12 protein-coding genes are annotated in these 16,994 nt (G+C 69.2%); 4 read left to right on the top strand and 8 right to left on the bottom strand.

Going from position 1 to position 16,994, the window contains the following annotated elements; translation table 11 throughout:
• Nucleotides 1–927 precede the first annotated feature (927 nt).
• Complete coding sequence (locus tag CCZ36_RS34310; protein ID WP_128819346.1) at nt 928–1,401, top strand: hypothetical protein; 474 nt, start codon at nt 928–930, stop codon at nt 1,399–1,401.
• 14 nt (nt 1,402–1,415) lie between these two features.
• Here CCZ36_RS34310 and CCZ36_RS34305 read toward each other — a convergent pair.
• Nucleotides 1,416–2,295 (bottom strand): IS5 family transposase gene (locus CCZ36_RS34305; RefSeq protein WP_128819885.1). Its coding sequence is split into 2 segments (ribosomal slippage): nt 1,416–2,198 and nt 2,200–2,295, totalling 879 coding nucleotides; the frame shifts between segments, so codons are not numbered across the junction.
• A gap of 165 nt (nt 2,296–2,460) precedes the next feature.
• On the opposite strand from CCZ36_RS34305, the gene CCZ36_RS34300 reads away from it, so the two are divergent.
• Complete coding sequence (locus CCZ36_RS34300; RefSeq protein ID WP_107409914.1) at nt 2,461–3,330, top strand: hypothetical protein; 870 nt, start codon at nt 2,461–2,463, stop codon at nt 3,328–3,330.
• Nucleotides 3,331–3,393: 63 nt separating this feature from the next.
• Here the strand turns inward: CCZ36_RS34300 and CCZ36_RS34295 are convergent, their stop codons facing one another.
• The 5 genes from CCZ36_RS34295 to CCZ36_RS34275 all read right to left on the bottom strand — a co-directional run bounded on the left by CCZ36_RS34295 (nt 3,394) and on the right by CCZ36_RS34275 (nt 9,454).
• A complete protein-coding gene (locus tag CCZ36_RS34295; RefSeq protein WP_107414744.1) occupies nt 3,394–3,846 on the bottom strand; it encodes a hypothetical protein in 453 nt (150 codons plus the stop codon).
• A gap of 70 nt (nt 3,847–3,916) precedes the next feature.
• Complete coding sequence (locus CCZ36_RS34290) at nt 3,917–5,401, bottom strand: TniQ family protein (protein ID WP_107409916.1); 1,485 nt, start codon at nt 5,399–5,401, stop codon at nt 3,917–3,919.
• Entirely contained in the window at nt 5,398–6,567 is a 1,170-nt protein-coding gene (locus CCZ36_RS34285; protein ID WP_128819345.1) for a TniB family NTP-binding protein, read from the bottom strand. Before CCZ36_RS34285 ends, CCZ36_RS34290 begins: the two co-directional genes overlap by 4 nt.
• Nucleotides 6,564–8,648, bottom strand: coding sequence for a DDE-type integrase/transposase/recombinase (locus CCZ36_RS34280; RefSeq protein WP_128819344.1), 2,085 nt, complete (start codon nt 8,646–8,648; stop codon nt 6,564–6,566). The genes CCZ36_RS34285 and CCZ36_RS34280 overlap by 4 nt, the downstream gene beginning before the upstream one ends.
• Nucleotides 8,645–9,454 carry a TnsA-like heteromeric transposase endonuclease subunit gene (locus CCZ36_RS34275; protein ID WP_237302803.1) on the bottom strand — a complete coding sequence of 270 codons (810 nt, stop codon included), beginning with the start codon at nt 9,452–9,454 and terminating at the stop codon, nt 8,645–8,647. The genes CCZ36_RS34280 and CCZ36_RS34275 overlap by 4 nt, the downstream gene beginning before the upstream one ends.
• Nucleotides 9,455–9,721: 267 nt before the next feature.
• On the opposite strand from CCZ36_RS34275, the gene CCZ36_RS34270 reads away from it, so the two are divergent.
• Nucleotides 9,722–13,174, top strand: coding sequence for a DNA polymerase III subunit alpha (locus CCZ36_RS34270; protein ID WP_128819343.1), 3,453 nt, complete (start codon nt 9,722–9,724; stop codon nt 13,172–13,174).
• Nucleotides 13,171–14,163: a DNA polymerase Y family protein gene (locus tag CCZ36_RS34265; protein WP_128819342.1), complete on the top strand. Its 993-nt coding sequence runs from the start codon at nt 13,171–13,173 to the stop codon at nt 14,161–14,163. Before CCZ36_RS34270 ends, CCZ36_RS34265 begins: the two co-directional genes overlap by 4 nt.
• Before the next feature lie 161 nt (nt 14,164–14,324).
• Here CCZ36_RS34265 and CCZ36_RS34260 read toward each other — a convergent pair whose 3' ends face one another.
• Entirely contained in the window at nt 14,325–14,978 is a 654-nt protein-coding gene (locus CCZ36_RS34260) for a hypothetical protein (RefSeq protein ID WP_164873593.1), read from the bottom strand.
• Nucleotides 14,979–15,833: 855 nt separating this feature from the next.
• Complete coding sequence (locus CCZ36_RS34255) at nt 15,834–16,826, bottom strand: hypothetical protein (protein WP_237302802.1); 993 nt, start codon at nt 16,824–16,826, stop codon at nt 15,834–15,836.
• Nucleotides 16,827–16,994: the final 168 nt, after the last annotated feature.

The following is a 16,994-nucleotide window of genomic DNA, read 5'->3' as shown; positions in this document are numbered from 1 at the left end:
TAGCGGTCGGCCGGCGATCAGGGCATCCAGACAAGCCAGCGCGTGCCTGCCCTCGTCCAGTGTGTGCAGGACAGGGAGTGTGTCAGCCCGCATCCGGTCGCGGGCGACGTCCCGCTTAGCCTGGTCGTATGCGTCGAGAGCACGTGCAAGCTCGGCCCGCATCTCATCGGTCGCGCCGGGCTGGCCGGGGCTGAAGGCATGGACGTCCAGAGCCTCACCCAAGGCGGTGATCTCGGCCTCGATCTCGGCGAGCGCCAACTCGTCGCGTCCGCCCCATGGCCACAATCGACGGAGCCCCCCGCCCATCCTCCTACGCATGGTCGCCATCATGCCGCACGGCCCGGCAGGCACGTCCTGAGATCGGCGGTTGAGCACGGAGCGGTCAACTGAAGCACTCAATGGCCAACTATCGCGCTCAGCCACAAGACGATTGTGACTGAGCGTCGTAGTTGGCCCGTCCGGCCAGATACACGCTCAGTACTCGATGGAGCCCGTTGACGGCGTCCCGTACGGTCGGCCCATTCGGCTCCGTGGACTTCGCTGAGGATGCGCATGACGCTCCAGACGCGACCCCAGTCGGTGTCGTCGCCTGCGACTGACGCGCGCGTTCGTGTGCCTGAGGAGTTGGTCTCCTACCAGTCCGTCGTGCGCAGCTCGTCCCAGGTCCTCAGCTGGCCGGCGTCCCGGGATGGGCGATACGGGGCCGCTCGTGGAGGTCGGGAGCTCAGGATGGAGGGTCCCGCAGCACGAGCAGCCAAACCCGAGATCACTGGCCCTAGCGCCGGAGCGTAGAGGCCGACTTCGGCATCGCCCTAGGGCCTGTCCGGCGAATCAAAGGTTGAGTTGGCTGTGCGGGCCCAGTGAGCCGTGCCGTCAGTAGCGATATCTACTGGTCAGCGATCTGGCATGCCTGTCATGATCGGATTCATGGGCACGGACATCCATGGATTCATCGAGGTCAGGAACAGCTACATCGACAGCTCCGAGCCCGATGACGACGAGCTGTTCTTCCGCTGGCACCCGGCGATTGCTCTGGATCATGTCTATGAAGGCCGGTCCTATGCTGCTTTTGGCTGCCTCTTCGGCGTCCGCGGACGGTCCTTCGAGCCGCTTGCAGCGCAGCGTGGCTTTCCGCGAGACGCCTCACGTGCTGCAACGCGGGCCTTCGAGTGGGAACGGGAGGAGTCGCACAGCCCGTCGTGGATCAGTTGGGCCGAGTTGGAAGAGGCTGACTGGGACAGCACGGAGTCAAGTGTGGGGCCGTCCGCGGCTGAGCCCCGTCTCACGCGGCGGCAGGTCGTGCGTGGCGAGGACTGGGGTGATGTCTGGTCGGTCATGGCCGTGCTTGCCAAGCGACACCGGGCCGAGAACGTCCGTCTGGTGGTCTGGTTCGATAACTAGACCGGCTCGGCGGATCATGGGCGGAGCCAGAGTCGGATCGCTGCGACGGTGACGGTGCCGTGGAAGATATAAGCCCTTTTGTCGTACCTCGTGGCGACGGCCCGGGAATTCTTGAGGGCGTTGATCGTTCGCTCGACTTCGTTGCGGCGTTTGTAGATCGTCTTGTCGAAGCCGGTAGGCCGGCCGCCTTGGCTGCCTCGGCGCTTGCGGTTGGCCCTCTGGTCCTTCGGCTCGGGAATGGTGTGCTTGATCTGGCGTCTTCGCAGGTAGTGGCGATTTCGGCGGGATGAGTATGCTTTATCGCCGCCGAGGTGATCGGGCCGGGTGCGGGGTCGTCCGCCTTCCTGGCGGGCCACCCTGACACGTTCCAAGACGGGGATGAGCTGCGGAGCGTCGCCCCACTGGCCCGGCGTGAGCAGGAACGCGAGCGGTCGCCGGCCTCCCTCACCGGCCAGGTGGATTTTGCAGGTCAGTCCGCCCCGGGAGCGTCCGAGTCCCTCATCGGGGCGGTGCTGGAGGGGCGTGGGTCTTTTCCCGGCACTCGCGGCGGCTTTGCGTGCCCCGGCGGCGTGTTGGTGAGCCCGGCACGAGGTCGAATCCACGCTCACCATCGACCAGTCGATGCGGCCGTCCGCGTCGGCATCGGCCAGGATGGCGGCCAGGATCTTGTCCCAGGTGCCGTCCGCCGACCAGCGTCTGTGCCGTTCGTAGACGGTCTTCCATGGACCGAAACGCGCAGGCAGATCCCGCCACGGCACCCCAGTCCGGTCCCGGAATAGAATCCCGTTGATCACCCTGGCGGTGGTTCGCCCAACGCCCGCCTCGCTGCCCGGCCTTGGGTAAATGCGGCTTCAGTCGAGCCCACTCATCAACGGTCAGATCTCCCCGCCCCATGCTCATGCCAACGAGCTGGAGCCACGACAGTCACAAGATCCGCCGGACAGGCCCTAGGCGGGAGTCCTGCCGACCAACTCGCGGGGCCAAATATCGCGCTCAGTCACACCTCTGTGACTGAGCGTCGTAGTTGGCCCGTCCGGCCAGATACACGCTCAGTACTCGATGGAGCCCGTTGACGGCGTCCCGTACGGTCGGCCCGTGATAATCAAAACGGGCGACCCCCGCAGTCTCGGCGTCCCAGCCTCCGAGGCACGGTTGAACTTCGATACGGAACTGCAGGAGCTCGGCGGCGGACCGCGGCGCCGCTTGCTCATGGTCGACGACGAGCCTGCCTTCGAGCTCAGCTTCTACTGCGGCACGTGCCCGCTCCTGTTCCGCCGGCTGGAGACCGCGCGGGAGAAGTTGTCCCTGGAGAGCATGCAGGAACGGCTCACCGGAACGCTGGACGATCCGGACGACGGCGGCGTGATCGATGCATTCGGCATGCTGTTGCCGAAGGGCGAGTACCTTCCGCTGCTCCTGGAGGTGGAACCCCGGCTGGTCATTCCCGGCAAAGAGGGCGACTACTTCAGCGGCGAACAGGTCACGACGTGGGGGATCGATCAGTTCTGGGGCCTTCCGGAGTACCCGCACACCCCGTACTACCGGACCTTCGAGACCGCAGTCGACGCGGACGCCCACCTCTACGAGTTCGTCGTGCCCATGGTTCCCCCGACGTGGAACGAGCGGGAGCGTGTCGAGGAATACATCGCACTCATGGAGCAGGGAACGGTCCCCACGGTGGTGGCGATCTCCACCCTGGACGTGTGCCAGCCCGCCATCGACCGAGGAGATGACTACTTCGTGCACTGGGGCTTGACCCACTTCCTCCTCGACGGACACCACAAACTGGAGGCCGCCGCCACTGCCGGTCGGCCGGTGCGGCTCCTCTCGCTGCTGACCTTGGGCGAAAGCCTGGCCGGAGCGGAAGGCACCGCCCGGCTGCCTGCCTTGCGCACACAATCCCGCACGGCCCGCCGGATCGGGCGGTAGATGTCGGTACGTGACTCCGGCCAACTACAACACTCAGTGGCCAACCGGTTGCTCAGCTGCGAGTCAGTGGAACCAGACGACGAGGCGTACGTGCTCGGCCCCGTGGACTTCGCTGAGGATGCGCATGACGCTCCAGACCCGGCCCCAGTCGGTGTCGTCCCCTGCGGCTGAGGCGCGCGTTCGTGTGCCTGAGGAGTTGGTCTCCTGCCAATCCGTGGTGTCCAGCTCGGCCCAGGTCAGCCAGGTAGTCCCGTACACATCGTGGGGACCGCCGTAGCCGGCGAACTCAGCTCGCAACCCATCCGAGGCGTCGACCGGGAAGCCACGATCTTCCGCCAGGGGCCGAAAGCCGTAGGAGTTGCGGATCCCGAAGAGGCAGGCCAGGCCGTCGTAGGCGTTGCCCCTGTTGAGGAGGAAGAGATCGATGGCGACCTCCCAGACGGAGTCTTCGTCGTCGGGGCTCCATAGATGGGCCCCAGGCCGGCATTCGATCATTCCGCTGACGTCGGTCGACATGGAGCGATCCTGCCTGTGCCGGTCAAGGGAAGGCATCTCCATTTCCCTCGCTCGCAGGTGGCATGGGGCTTCACCCATGTTCGGGAGCAGCCATGATGATCTCTGCCACGTGTTGCAGGGCGGCCTGGTATGCCTCGGCGTTGCCCGGCAGCTTCTGCCAGGTGCGCACTCGTAGAGTGGTGGACTGCAGGGTCCCGGGCGGGATACCGAGGTAGCGGCCAGCGCTCGTACGTGATCCGCCGCGGGCCATCTGGACCAGACGAATCGCGGCGTCGCGCCGCAGAAGCCGCGCGGGTCCGTCCAGCCCTGCCAGCGGGGCTGCCCAGGCGTTGGGGAGGGGATCTGAAATGGCGCGCGGGTCGAGGCGGCCTCTGTGGGTGGGGGGTTGAGGGAAGAGGGGCTGCGGTCCGCAGGCTTCCTGCTGGAGGCGGGTTGCTTCCGCTATCGCAGCGCTCATGGCGGGTGAGCAGTGCGGGGTGAGGGTTCTCAGGCGCCCGGACCTGCCTGGCGGGAGTCGGGACAGTAGACGAGTGAGTGCGGCGGAACCGTCCGGGTCGTCGAGGACTTGGACGACGAGGCTCATCAGGGCGGCGCATTGCCGTGAATCGGCAGGCGGGTGGTCGATGGATCGGGCCAGCCACCCATCGCTCTGACCTCTGAGGCGTTCAGTGGGGCTTCTACGCAGGGCTTGGCAGTGGGCAGCGATCGCGTCCAGGTGTTCGAAGGCAGGGAAGACTTCGGCGGCGGCAGGCCAGGTGGAGCAGATCGCCAGGACTGTAGTGCGGACGTCGTTGAAGAATTGCTCGGGTGAGGCTGGCTGCCCGAGGCTTTTGATGTCGCCTTCGGGGCCGGCAGCGGTGGCTGTGGCCAGTCGCCGCTGGGCGTGTGCTGCGGCTGTAGTGGGCGGGGTGAAGGCAGCAGGCGAGTGGTCGAGGTGGGCGCCGCAGGCGGTCTCCCATCCGCCTGCCGGGCGGTGACGGCATTGCGCCGGATGCAGGCGGAGGCGGAGTCCCGGGACCAGTTGGGACGGACGCCACCTTCCGTCAGCCCGGTAGCCGTTGGAGAAGGCGGGTGCCCCACAAGCTAGACATCGCCAGGAGAAATGACGGTTGTGGCGCGAGCAGACGAAGATGTGAGGGAGCCGCCAGGAGCCCTGCCAGACCGGGCCGCCCGGAAAGTCTGCGGTGTCGGCGAGGCAGTCGGGGCAGTAGCGGCTGAAGGTGGTGAACACCCATCCGCTGTTGGCCATGTCCATAGGGCTTTGGCGCTGCCCGAGGTAGACGGCCCCAAGCGGGGAGTAGCCGGGAGCCTGGCCAGCCAGGGTGAGGCCGTGAACCTCGGTCGTTTCGAGTCGGCAGACGGTCGCGATCTGCTGGGCCTGGTCGGCGTCGAGGCGGACCAGGGGCTGCGTGGGCAGCCTGTTCCCCTGGATGAGGCCGCACCGATGCGCGAGGTCGCCTGGCGAAATACCGATCCGGTGGGAGAGGCGCAGGAGGTAGCCCGGCAGGAGTTCGCCGGGTGCCGGGTCCAGGCTTCTGGGCAACGGCGTGTTCATGCTGTGTCCGCGGCGGGGCCGAGGTCATCGAAGACGGTGTTGCGGCGTCGGCTGGTGGGCGGTCGGCGGCCGGACCGTGCGGGGACGGCAGGGATCTCCCCTGCTTCGGCATCGCGGCCGGTTCCTGCCAGGGTCAGGGGGAGAGCATCGAAAAGGGGTCGGGTCAGGCGTTCGGAGCCGCTGGCGATGGCCTGCGAGCAGCCGTCCTCGATCAGGCGCTCCAGCAGGCCCACGACGCCGTTGGTCCGCTCGTAGAGGTACCCGGGCATGGTGTTGTCGGTGAGCATGCCGGGGCGCGCCTTGAGCAGGCGCAGGTGATGCTCGATGCCGGCGAGGTGGGAGGTCCAAGCGGTGATCTGCTCGGCTGTGTCGTAGCGGAACCGGTCGAGTTCAACAAGGTCGAAGCGGCGCTCGGTCTGGGTGGGCTCCCACCCGTTCGCACTCTTGGCAGCCGCCGGTCCGCGGCCTTCACGCAAGAGGCCGGAGCCGGGGATGCCCACCCCGACCAGGACGAGAGTGACGTGCATGCTCATGAAAGCGCGGATTAGGTCCAGGGTGTCTTGGTCGTCGGCGCGGTGCATGCGCAGCCGGGTGATGTCATCGAGGATTAGCACCTTCGTGCCATGGTCCGACAGGGAGGCGGCGACCTGGTGGATCAGCTCGGGCAGGTCCATCCGCTTGGTCGGGGCTCCGTAGAAGTCGAGGATCGCCTTGCAGGTACTTTTCGGTTTCGCCGTCACGGGCGTCTGCACGTAGGCGACTGGCGCCCATAGGTCGCGGCTGCCGGGCACCGTCTCGGGGTTGGTGCGGTGCAGGTCGCGCCAGGAGTCCTCGAAAGCGGCGGCGATCTCGCACACGGTCTCGGTCTTGCCCTGGTAGCCGCCTCCAGACACCATCACCCCCGCCCTGGTGGCTGGGCGGGCCTTAAACGCGTTCTGTCGGATCCGCGCAGCCAGGAGCCGGTCCACAGCCTGGCTCATCGGTGTCCCCAACAGGGGCAGGTTCGCGTGCGTTGCCGCCCGGGCCAGATCCCAAGCGGCCTTCTCCGCTGCCGGCATCGTCCTCCAGCGCGCCGGGGAGATGCGAGGCGCGGGCTCGAAGGAGTGTCTGCTCAGCCGCCACACCTCCCATCCGGCCAGCGCGTCCCGTCGCAAGTCGCCGGTCATGCCGTACCGCCCTCATGCTTGATCGATTCGGCGCGATCGCTGTCTGGCCGCTCCAGCTTGTCCAGGTCCGCGTGGGGCTCCGGTCTGGCTGTCGGGTAGAGCGTGCGGGCGGCCAGGCCGTCACCGAGCCGGGCTGCGGGAACCGGCCGGGCCCCGCCCGTTGCGGCCCGTCGGCGTCGCAGCCGGTCGGTCGTGATCGCGTCCTCGACCTCCCGCCTCGGCGCAGACTGTGCGGCGGGTGCCGTCGGCGGCCGGTCGTCGGGGCGGTCCGCCGTGGCCGCACGGGCGCGAGCGAGCTCGCGGGCCCGGACGGCGGCCCGCTTTCTGGCCTCCGGGCGGCCGGGCCAGCCCTCGACCGGAGTGACCTCGGCCAACAGGTCGAGCAGTACGGGCAGCAGCTCGGTGTCTGTGCGGGGGCGAAGCCCGGACCGGGCGGCTTCCTTGAGGACCTCGCCGACCCGGGCATCCCCGAAGGCGGGCACCGTCCCCTCGGGCGGCAGGCCGTTCCACGGCAAGGGATGCCAGGTGCCGTCTAGTTCGATGAACACCTGGCGGCAGTCCCTCGGGTCGCGGCGTACTGCCCACTTTCCGGCATGCCGCCCACCGCGCGGTGCCGGGACACCGCGGCACGGGTCGAGGGCCGGGCTGTGGGCCCCGTACCAGAGGCCGCCAACCTTCACTCCACGCCGGGCGTCGATCTTCACGAAGTGCACCGGCAGCAGCTCGTAGTACAGCTCGGGCGCCGGGATCTCCAAGGCGATGCCGTCGCGGGCTGCTGCGGCGGCGAAGAGGGTGTTCGGGCTGTGCCGGCCCGAGGGGTCCCAGGCCGGAGCGTGCTGGTCCAGGCGCCGGTTTTGCCACACGGAGACGATCCACGAGGCGAGCAGGTGCTCCATCTCTGCCACCGTCCACGCCGCGTCCGCTTCCGGGTCGGCGCCGCGGTCGGCGACGTCGATGCCGCGCCAACCGGGTAGGAGTTCCAGGAGCAGGGACTGGATCGCGGCGAAAGCCCGCTCGCAGGCGGTTTTGTCTGTCGGCCGCATCGCCCGGGCCGGCAGCACGTCCACGCCGAGCGTGCGGGCTACTTGGACCAGGTGGTGATTCTTGAACGCGGACCCGTGGTCGACGGTGATCGCCTCCGGGGTGAAGAACGGCAGCCCGGCCACCGGCCCGCCCGCCAAGTCGGCCACCAGCGCGGCTGGGACCCCCGGATACGGCCAGGCCATGGTCGCGCCCCAGCCCGGACGCATGGGCAGCGGCGAGAGCACATCCCGCAGCAGCATCGCCACCTCGATCGACGACTCCGCCACCGGCGTCAGCCGGAACGCGACGATCGAGTGCGTGTAGGCGTCCAGCGCGATCGTCAGGTGCACGGTGATCGGGGTGCCGAAGACGTCGTCGAGGACCTTCACCGGCAAAGGCGTCGAGTCCAGCACCACCACCTGCCCCGGCCGCGACGCGATCACCGGTACCCCGGCCGGTGCGGGGACCGCGGCGGCCGAGCGTACGTACCGCTGGCGGGACCCGCCGGGCCCGAACCACTCCCGCCACACCCGCGCCAGCGTCGTGCGGTGCGGCACCCGCACCTGCCGGTCCGGGAAAACCTCCCGCACGTACTGGTGGATCAACCGCTCCCGCGAGGCCATGCTGATCCGCGACCTGCGCAGGCACTGCTCATGCACCGCCCGGATCGCCTCCTCCACATCGGCCGTCACCGATGGGTGGCCGCCGGCCTGCCGCGTCCACCGGCCGTCGACCAGCCCAATGAGGCCGGACTCGCGGTAGCGGGCGGCCATCCGCTTCAGGGTGCGTTCGCTGACTGACTCCAGCCCGAGTCGGGCGGCCTCGGTCTCCGGCAGCGCGCCGAGCTCGGCAACCTTGGCCAAGCGGCGCTCTCCGAGGTTGGTGGTCGCAGGGTCGAAGGCTGGCCGGGGCTCATCTGGTCGGGCCCAGTGACGGCTGCCACTGCGGAATCCGGTCTCGACCTCCATGAGGTGCTCTAGCCGGATGCGAAGGCGAGCCAGATCCTGCTCGGTGAGCTCCTCGACCAACGGCGTGCGGTCACCCGCGTCGGCCATCATGGCCCCACAGGGTAGATCCAGGTGCCATCCCCGAGCGGCCCGTTCAGGTCGAAGGCCAAGCGCCGCTTCCACAGCAGCCGTTGCAGGTGATCCCGCGCCAGTACCGGCCACGACGTCGCGGCGACGAGCTCGCCGAATCGACGGGGCCTGTCCGCTGCCCCGAGGAGCTGATCTTCCAGGCCCAGCGGGTCGGTGTGCCGGCGACGCCCGCGTGCCAGGGCCTCCACGGTGTCCGCGACGTTGTTTCGCCAGCCAGTCACCACCAGGTACCGCCAGCCAGCGGAAGCCGCCACCCGGCCGGTCGCCGCGAACACGGTCACATCCGACTCCTTCACAAGGTGTGCCGGACGGACATCAATCAACAGCGTCGCCCCCGCCGTGGCCACCAGGAAGTCCGGGATGTGTGTGCGGCGGGCCCCGTCGAGGAACCGCAGGCGGAACGGCTGCGAGAGCACATCGCGGACCTGGCCGCAGAAGTCCAAAACGGTCAGCGCGCGTCGCTCGGCCAGGCTCTCGAAGCCGTGCCCGCGGCCCGTCGCCCCCATAAACGCCAGCCCGGGCCTGTGCCGCTGCCCCGGGCGCCAGGAGAACGCGCGAACAGGCTGGGCCCGAGTCCAGGGGAAGGTGGCCAGATCGCGCACGGGACAGACGATGTCGCTTCCGTCGACCTGCCACGTCACCGTCCAGCGAGCGGTCCAATCGCGGCGTGGATCGAGGGCCTCCCCGCACATCACCGCGTACGGCACGACCAACTCATCGAACCCACAGCAGTGCGACCACACGGCCCTCTGGTCAGTACCCGTCATGCCACCAGCACACCGCGCGGAACATGCCGAAATCCGCAGAACGCAGAAACAGCCGTGATCAGGATGATCCACCCACTACCCTGCGGGCCACCTATCACGCTCAGAGGCCAACTAGCGTGCTCAAGGGCCATCTATCGTGCTCAGTCTCAACGACCTGGCTGGCTGAAATCCCGCGCTTCAAACTCGCATGTTCGAATTAATGTTCGATACAATCGATGAAGAAGGGTTCGATTAGTAACGCTTTGGGGGTTATGGGCGGAGGGTGTCGTGCGGGAAAGCGTCCCTCACCTGCATGTCAGCAGTGGGTTTTCGGCCCGCTACGGCGCCTCGCACCCCCAGGACCTCGTCGCGCGGGCGTCCGAGCGCGGGATCGGGGCGCTGGCGCTGACCGACCGCGACATGGTCACCGGCACGGTGCGCTTCGCGAAGGCCGCCACGGCCGCCGGAGTGAAACCGCTGTTCGGCGTCGACCTCGGCATCGCCCCTCATGTGCCCCCAGCCGAGGCCCGCCGCCGCACCCCGGTGCGCGGCGGAGCGCACGTAGCCGAGGCACCGTTCCGGGCCACGCTCCTCGCCCAGGACGCGACGGGGTGGGCGCGGCTGTGCCGGCTCGTGTCCTGCGCGCACGCCGAGGCCTTCGCCGCGGGCGCGCCGCCGGCAGCTTCGTGGGAGATGCTCGGCCGGTACGCGGGTGAGGGACTGGTTGTGCTGCTCGGTCCGGCGTCGGAGCCGCTGCGGGCGCTCGTCGGTGGCCGCCCGGACATCGCCGAGCAGCTCCTGGCACCGTGGCAGGAGGCCGTCGGTGGCGGGCTGCGGTTGGAGATCGTGTGCTGGGGACTGTCCGGCACCGGCCCGGGGTCGGTCCGCCTGGCCGCGCACACCCTGGCACTCGCCGACCGCCTTGGTATTCCGGCCGTGCTGACCAACGCCGTACGGTACGCCGACCGGTCCCAGCACCGGGTCGCGGACGTCCTGGACGCGGCCCGGCTGCTGCGGCCCGTCGACCGGCGGCGGCTGGACTGCGGGGAACGCTGGCTCAAGGACGGGGCGGCGATGACCGAGATCGCGGAACGGGTCGCGGCCGCCGCCGGGGGCGGCCGGGCGCGGGCCGTGCGGCTGCTCGCCGACACCGTGGCCGTCGCGGAGGCGTGCGAGGTCAACCCGGTGAGGGACCTGGGGCTCGGGGTGCCGCACTTCCCCGAGCCGTCTGTGGTCGGCGCAGAGGCAGGGCCGGGTGGGGCGATGCGGCTGCTGCGGCAGCGGTGCGAGAGCGGCATGGCCGCCCGCGGTCTCGACCGGGACCGCCGTTCGATGGACCAGCTCGATTACGAGCTCGGCGTGATCGGCCGGCTCCACTACGAGCCGTACTTCCTCGCCGTTGCCCAGGTCGTCGCAGATGTGCGGGACATGGGCATCCGGGTCGCCGCCCGCGGTTCCGGAGCCGGCTCCATGGTCAACCACAGCCTCTTCGTCGCCACCGCGAACCCGCTGGAGCACAACCTGCTCTTCGAGCGGTTCCTGTCCGAGCGCCGCTCCTCGTTGCCGGACATCGACATCGACGTGGAGTCCGCGCGCCGGCTGGAGGTCTACGACCGGATCATCGAGCGGTTCGGGCGGGAGCGGGTCGCGGTCACCGGGATGCCCGAGACCTACCGGGCCCGGCACGCGCTTCGGGACACCGGCCTCGCGCTCGGGATAGCCCCGGCCACCGTGGACCGGATCGCGAAGTCGTTCCCGCACATCCGGGCGTGCGACATCCGCTCCGCCCTCTCCGAGCTGCCGGAGCTGCGGGAGCTCGCGGCCGAGGCCGGGCGGTACGGGCCGTTGTGGGAGCTCGCCGAGGGCCTGGACGCGCTGCCGCGCGGGATCGCGATGCACCCGTGCGGAGTGATCCTCTCCAACACGAGCCTCCTGGACCGGCTGCCTGTCCAGCCCACCCCCGGGGGCGAGTACCCGATGCTCCAGGCCGACAAGGAGGACGTCGAGGACCTCGGGCTGCTCAAGCTCGACGTGCTGGGGGTGCGGATGCAGTCGGCGATGGCGCACGCCGTCACCGAGATCCGCCGTACGACCGGCAAGGCCATCGACCTCGACAACCCCGACCACGTGCCGCTCGACGACCGGTTCGCCTTCGCGCTCATCCAGAACTCCGACACCGTGGGGATGTTCCAGCTGGAATCACCCGGCCAGCAGGACCTGGTCGGCCGGCTCCAGCCCCGCGGCCCGCAGGACGTCATCGCGGACATCTCGCTGTTCCGTCCGCGTCCGGTCCAGGGCGGGATGCCCGCCCTCTACATCGCCGCCCGCCACGGCGCCGCACCCGCATACCCACACCCCTACCTGGAACCGGTTCTCAGGGACACGTACGGGGTGACGATCTGGCACGAGCAGATCATCGACATCCTCGCGGTCATGACCGGCTGCGACCGCGCCCTGGGCGAAGTAGCCCGCCGCGCCCTCAGTAACGAGGAGCGGCTGCCGAAGGTCGAGGCGTGGTTCCGGCAGGAGGCGGGCGCCCGCGGCTACAGCCCGACGGTGCTGGACCAAGTCTGGGACGTCGTCTCCTCGTTCGGCGCGTACGGGTTCTGCCGGGCCCACGCCGTCGCGTTCGCCGTGCCCGCGCTGCAGTCCGCATGGCTCAAGGCGCATCACCCGGCCGCTCTCTATGCGGGGCTGCTGGAACACGACCCGGGCATGTGGCCGGCTCGAGTCATCGTCGCGGACGCTCGTCGCCACGACGTCCCCGTCCTGCCCGTCGACATCAACGCCTCCAAAGCCCAGTACGCGGTGGAGCGGACCGGATCGGAGTGGGGTGTGCGGATCTCCCTGGCCACGGTGCACGGCATCTCCGACGACGAGGTCGCCCGGATCACCGCAGGCCAGCCCTACACCTCTCTGCAGGACTTCTACGCCCGCGCCCACCCCAAGCTCCCCACGGTCGAGCGCCTCATCAGCGTCGGCGCCCTCGACCAGCTCAAGGGCGAGGCATCCCGCCGGGATCTACTGCTCCAGGCAGCCGAGCTCCACCGCCAGGCCCGAACCCGACCGGGGGCCGGGCAGCTGCCGCTCGCCACCACCCCACACGCCGCCAATTCGTCCGGCCTACGGGAGATGACCGCCCGCGAACGCCTCGACGCCGAGCTCGGCGTCCTCAAGATCGACGTCTCCCGGCACCTCATGGAAGACCACCACCGCCTCCTGCGCGAGATCGGCGCCACCGACGCGAAGCACCTACGGGCGATGCACCCCGGGCAGCGCGTCCTGGTCGCCGGCGTCCGCGCCTCCACCCAGGCCCCGCCCATCGCCTCAGGCCGGAGGATCATCTTCGTCACCCTCGAAGACGGCAGCGGATTGGTCGATCTGGCGTTCTTCGAGGACTCCCACGAACGCTGCGCGCACACCGTCTTCCACCACGGGCTGCTCCTCGTTCGCGGCACCGTCGAAGCCCGCGGCCCCCGGCGCACCGTCGTCGGCGAGATGGCCTGGGACCTGGACCAGCTCGCGACCGCCCGCGCGACCCACGGGCCCCAGGCCGTCCTCGACCTCCTCGGCCAGGATCCCTCCCCCACACCCGCCCAGCCCACGCCCGCGCCCGGGCGGACGATTCCCGACGGCACCGCGGGGGCCCGCCTGCACCCGTGGAGCGACCTCCAGCCCGCCGGGACCCGGTCGGCCGACCTCACCCGCTTCGGCCACCGAAGCCCCGGGAGCCCGGGATGAACACCACCAACCGGCCGCGGCCGCGCGCGATTCTGCGGATCCACTTCCACCCCGCCGAACGGACCGACGAGCTCTACAGGCAGCTGCTCACGGTCGTCGACGGGATCAGCTCCCGTGTCGAGCCCTTGCCCGCTGACTGGTCCGCGTACGTCGACCTCACCGGTGCCCTCACGTACTGGGGCCGCGACGTCGAAGGGCTTGTCGCCGTGCTCCGCCTGCGCCTGCTCGCACTACACGGCGTCCAGTGCTCGGCCGGCGCCGGCCCCACCCGCTCCCTCGCGGCCATGGCCGCCGACATCACCCCGCCCGGCGCCGCCACCGTGGTCCGCGACGACCCGTACGAAATCGCCGCCTTTCTTCGCACCAAGCCGACCGCCGCCCTGCCAGGCATCGGTCCCAAGACCTCCCGAGCTCTGGCCCGCTATGGCGTCACCACCGTCGGCGACATCGCCGACACCCAGCTCCCCACCCTGCAGCGCATCCTCGGCACAGGAGCCGCACGCCAAGCCCACGACCTCGCGCACGGCATCGATGCGCGACCCGTCGTGCCGGGCGCCGCACCCAAGACCATGAGCACCGGCCACCGCTTCGACCGCGACGAACTCGACCCCGAACAGCACCACCGCACGATCCTCCGCCTCGTCCAGGAACTCGGCGCCCGGCTGCGCACAAGCGACGAGGTCGCCCAGGCACTCACGCTCACCGTCACCTACGCCGACCGGACCCAGACCGCTCGCAGCCGCGCCCTCCCCGAGGCGACCGCCCACACCCCCGCCCTGGCCACCACCGCCTGTGAACTCCTCACCGGCCTCGGCCTCCAGCGCGCCCGCATCCGCACCCTCGCCCTCCGCGCGGAACGCTTGCTCCCTGCCGAGGACGCGGTCCATCAGCTCACCTTCGACGACCGCGACGACAAGCTCCGCCGCATCGAGGTGGCCCTCGACAAGGCCGCGAACCGCTACCGACCGGGCATCGCTGGCGTGGCATAGGCCTTCCCTCGATCCGGATAGACGACCGCCAGCGTGCAAAGCCCTGTGTGAGGTTCAAGGCGCACAGAAGTTGTGAGGGCAGCGGCTGTTCAGCTTTCTCAGCAGGTCTTGGCTGCGGGCGGAGCTATCCAGCAGCTCCGCCCGTCTCACTCACCAAAGCGTTACGGCTGATCGGAGCACTGACCTGAGCCCAGCCCTACCGTGTCCTGAGTGAATGGTCCTCCGACGCACTTGGGCACGAAGGTGTGCCCAATGACGGCCGCCATGCCCGCGCGGAGACGACGGATGGACATTATCGGATCTGTCCTCAGACGCTTGGTCTCCGAGTCGAAGGCCGCTAGTCGACTCCGGTAGACAACCCGATCGACGATTGGTTCCTTGTGGTCCCGCAATGCGCCTGCAAAGAGGTCCCAGTCCTGATGTGGCTCCCGGAGCTCCACCATTTCCTCGTCGACCTCCACCAGCCAGTTCGCCTCAAGGGCGAGGTCGCGGCACAGGTTCGCAGCTTCGACGTCGAGGCCGACCGCGCGAGCCAGCTCCTCTTCCTCGAAACGGACGTGGTGGCTGTTGGTCCTCCAGTCGGGAACTGTCAGGTCCAGCCTGGAGGCGAGCTCGTAAAGCAGCACTTTGACCATCTGAGGTAGATCAGCGTCCCAGACAGCGTCGATGTAGTCCTCGCGGCTGTCCGCGTTCGGCAGGTCGGGGCTCGCGTCCGAGCCATCCTGGAGCTGCTCACGCAGCGTGGCTTGGTAGCTCTGGCCTTCTTCTTTCATACGGCGGCGTACTTCTCTCTTCCGTGCGTGGCCCTTGGTCACTGCTCGCTCCAGCCGCACCGGCCCCGTGATCCGACACGTTGAGCAAATCGGATCTCAAAGTCCAGCGAGGATGCGGAGCACCTTCGGGCTTGTATTGCTCACCGTTCACGGGCCGAGAGAGCACAGCCGAGACCGTCGCCGCAGGCGGTCCGAACGGCACAACGAGCTCAGGTGCACAAGGTCACGCTGCACTTCGCACCCGCCGCGGGGCCCTCGACTTTGGGGCCTACCGCCGCGAGTTTGGCTTCCAGGTTGCTGTCGCTGTTCGCGGTGTGCAGCTTGGCCCATCGCGGACGCGCACGGGCCTAACCCGTGTGGGTGACATCGAGTTGCTCGCCCGGGAATCCCCCTGCTAGATCCTCCAGGAGGTGGGGGCCCTTCCCGCCACAGGCGAGAAGAGGTGCCCACCCTATGTGGACGGCGTTGGTTGAGGAGTGGCCGCAGGCGGCCCCTGTTGATCATTTGAGGACCGCGTTACGGCGGCGATGCGAGTACGAGGTGTTCGAAACGCTCGACGGCACCGCCCGCAAGGCTTCGTTCCTGGGTGAGCCGCTACTTCGAATTACGCCTCATCTTGATGACGACGCGTGTGGGCATCGGGCCCCGCACGCGGCCTACTCCTTGTCGTACGGGATCCCGGTGCTGTGCCGACTACCTGCATCCCGTTGTTTGCAGGACTCGACGGACGAGGCGCAGCTCCACCGATCTTGTGCCCACTGCCTGGCTGATCTTGGCATCCAGGGTGGGCCTCGTCCGGGGCACCTCCCTTTGGCATGGCGGGACCTCACTCTCCCGCAGACCCTTCGTGCGGCCGCGGTACCTCCGGAGGAGCTTCTGCGGAACGCGAAGTGGAGGTCAGCTCCGCCCGAGCCGTACAAGTGGGAGCAATTGGCCGACGACGTCTTTCGGTGGGAGGAGGAGCATCCGGCTCCAACGTTGAGCGCGACGGACGAACTGGCTTTGGCTGGAGTACAGCGGCAGGTGGCTCTGTCCCGACTCGCCTTCGCGGATAGCGAGGTGCGGCGCCTGCTTCGGAAGAGCGCTGCTGGCGGTGTGGGGCCTTCGCGGCTTGAGGCCCTGTCGGGCGTAAGCCGACGAACGATCCCAGGGTGGCTGCGCGCTGAGCAGTAGCCCGCTGCCCACGCAGGCAGGCAAGCGCGGGGAGCCCTTGTCTGCCTCGGCGTCCAGGAGCGACACGGCGTCGGCCTCGTGCGGGGCGGTGAACAGCTGGTGGTCGCTGACGTTTAGCGGTCCGAACCTCATGGTGATGCGGTAGCCGGGCACGAGGGTGGTCTCCCGTCCGTTCAGTGCGGCGGTGAGCCGGTCGCCGTCCTGCTGGGCGTGCCGGGGCTGGGTGTACGGGCCGAGCCGGAGCAGGGTGTGGCCGTCGTGGCTGTCGTCGCGTTTGCGGGCCTCGATGTAGAGCGCGTAGTTGGCGGGGGCCATGCCGATGTCGTCGGGGAGGTGCAGGCCGTTGGCGGCGTGGGTGAGCTGCGTGTATCCGGGCTGCCAGTAGCCGACGATCGACGTAGTCGGGCAGCGTAGCCAGTCGTGTTCGGTGTAGCCGAGCTGGCGGCCGTGGAGGTAGGCGCCCGCGTGCGGGGTGTCAGGGTGGACCAGGGTGACGGCGATGAGGTCGGGGCCGTGGTCGTCGCCGGGGCGGGTGTGCGCGCGTTCCACGAACGGGCCGACGCGTACGGCGATGTCCCGGGCGCTGCCGGTGCCCGGCGTCCAGGGCTCGGGGTTGCGCAGGGCGGTGAGCATCGCGCGGAACTCGTCGACGACGGCCTGGTCCTCGGGGGAGATGGCTCCGGGGGCATGTCCGCAGCGGCGCAGGCGACGGATCATCGGGGGCTCTCCTGTCCGGTGGTGGGGAGGGTGCTGGCGGGGCGGAGGTAGTGGGCGGCGGTGTTCACGAAGGTGTCGTGGGCGTCCTTCGCGGCCTCTCGGGCCCCGGTGAGGTGGCGACGTTATGTACCGGCCGGGCCCGCCATGATGGACCCCTGGAGGAATCCT

The sequence above is a fragment of the Streptomyces sp. S063 genome (assembly GCF_002832675.1).
In the GTDB taxonomy this organism is placed as follows: domain Bacteria; phylum Actinomycetota; class Actinomycetes; order Streptomycetales; family Streptomycetaceae; genus Streptomyces; species Streptomyces sindenensis.
The sequence above is the reverse complement of the archived record's forward strand: the minus strand, read 5'-3'. Positions and strand labels throughout refer to the sequence as shown.

Excerpts from the sequence above, each read along its gene's own strand:
- CCZ36_RS34265 (WP_128819342.1), top strand. The coding sequence starts at position 13,171 with ATGAACACCACCAACCGGCCGCGGCCGCGCGCGATTCTGCGGATCCAC.
- CCZ36_RS34280 (WP_128819344.1), bottom strand. The coding sequence starts at position 8,648 with ATGATGGCCGACGCGGGTGACCGCACGCCGTTGGTCGAGGAGCTCACC.
- CCZ36_RS34275 (WP_237302803.1), bottom strand. The coding sequence starts at position 9,454 with ATGACGGGTACTGACCAGAGGGCCGTGTGGTCGCACTGCTGTGGGTTC.
- CCZ36_RS34290 (WP_107409916.1), bottom strand. The coding sequence starts at position 5,401 with ATGAACACGCCGTTGCCCAGAAGCCTGGACCCGGCACCCGGCGAACTC.
- CCZ36_RS34300 (WP_107409914.1), top strand. The coding sequence starts at position 2,461 with ATGGAGCCCGTTGACGGCGTCCCGTACGGTCGGCCCGTGATAATCAAA.
- CCZ36_RS34295 (WP_107414744.1), bottom strand. The coding sequence starts at position 3,846 with ATGTCGACCGACGTCAGCGGAATGATCGAATGCCGGCCTGGGGCCCAT.
- CCZ36_RS34255 (WP_237302802.1), bottom strand. The coding sequence starts at position 16,826 with ATGATCCGTCGCCTGCGCCGCTGCGGACATGCCCCCGGAGCCATCTCC.
- CCZ36_RS34285 (WP_128819345.1), bottom strand. The coding sequence starts at position 6,567 with ATGACCGGCGACTTGCGACGGGACGCGCTGGCCGGATGGGAGGTGTGG.
- CCZ36_RS34310 (WP_128819346.1), top strand. The coding sequence starts at position 928 with ATGGGCACGGACATCCATGGATTCATCGAGGTCAGGAACAGCTACATC.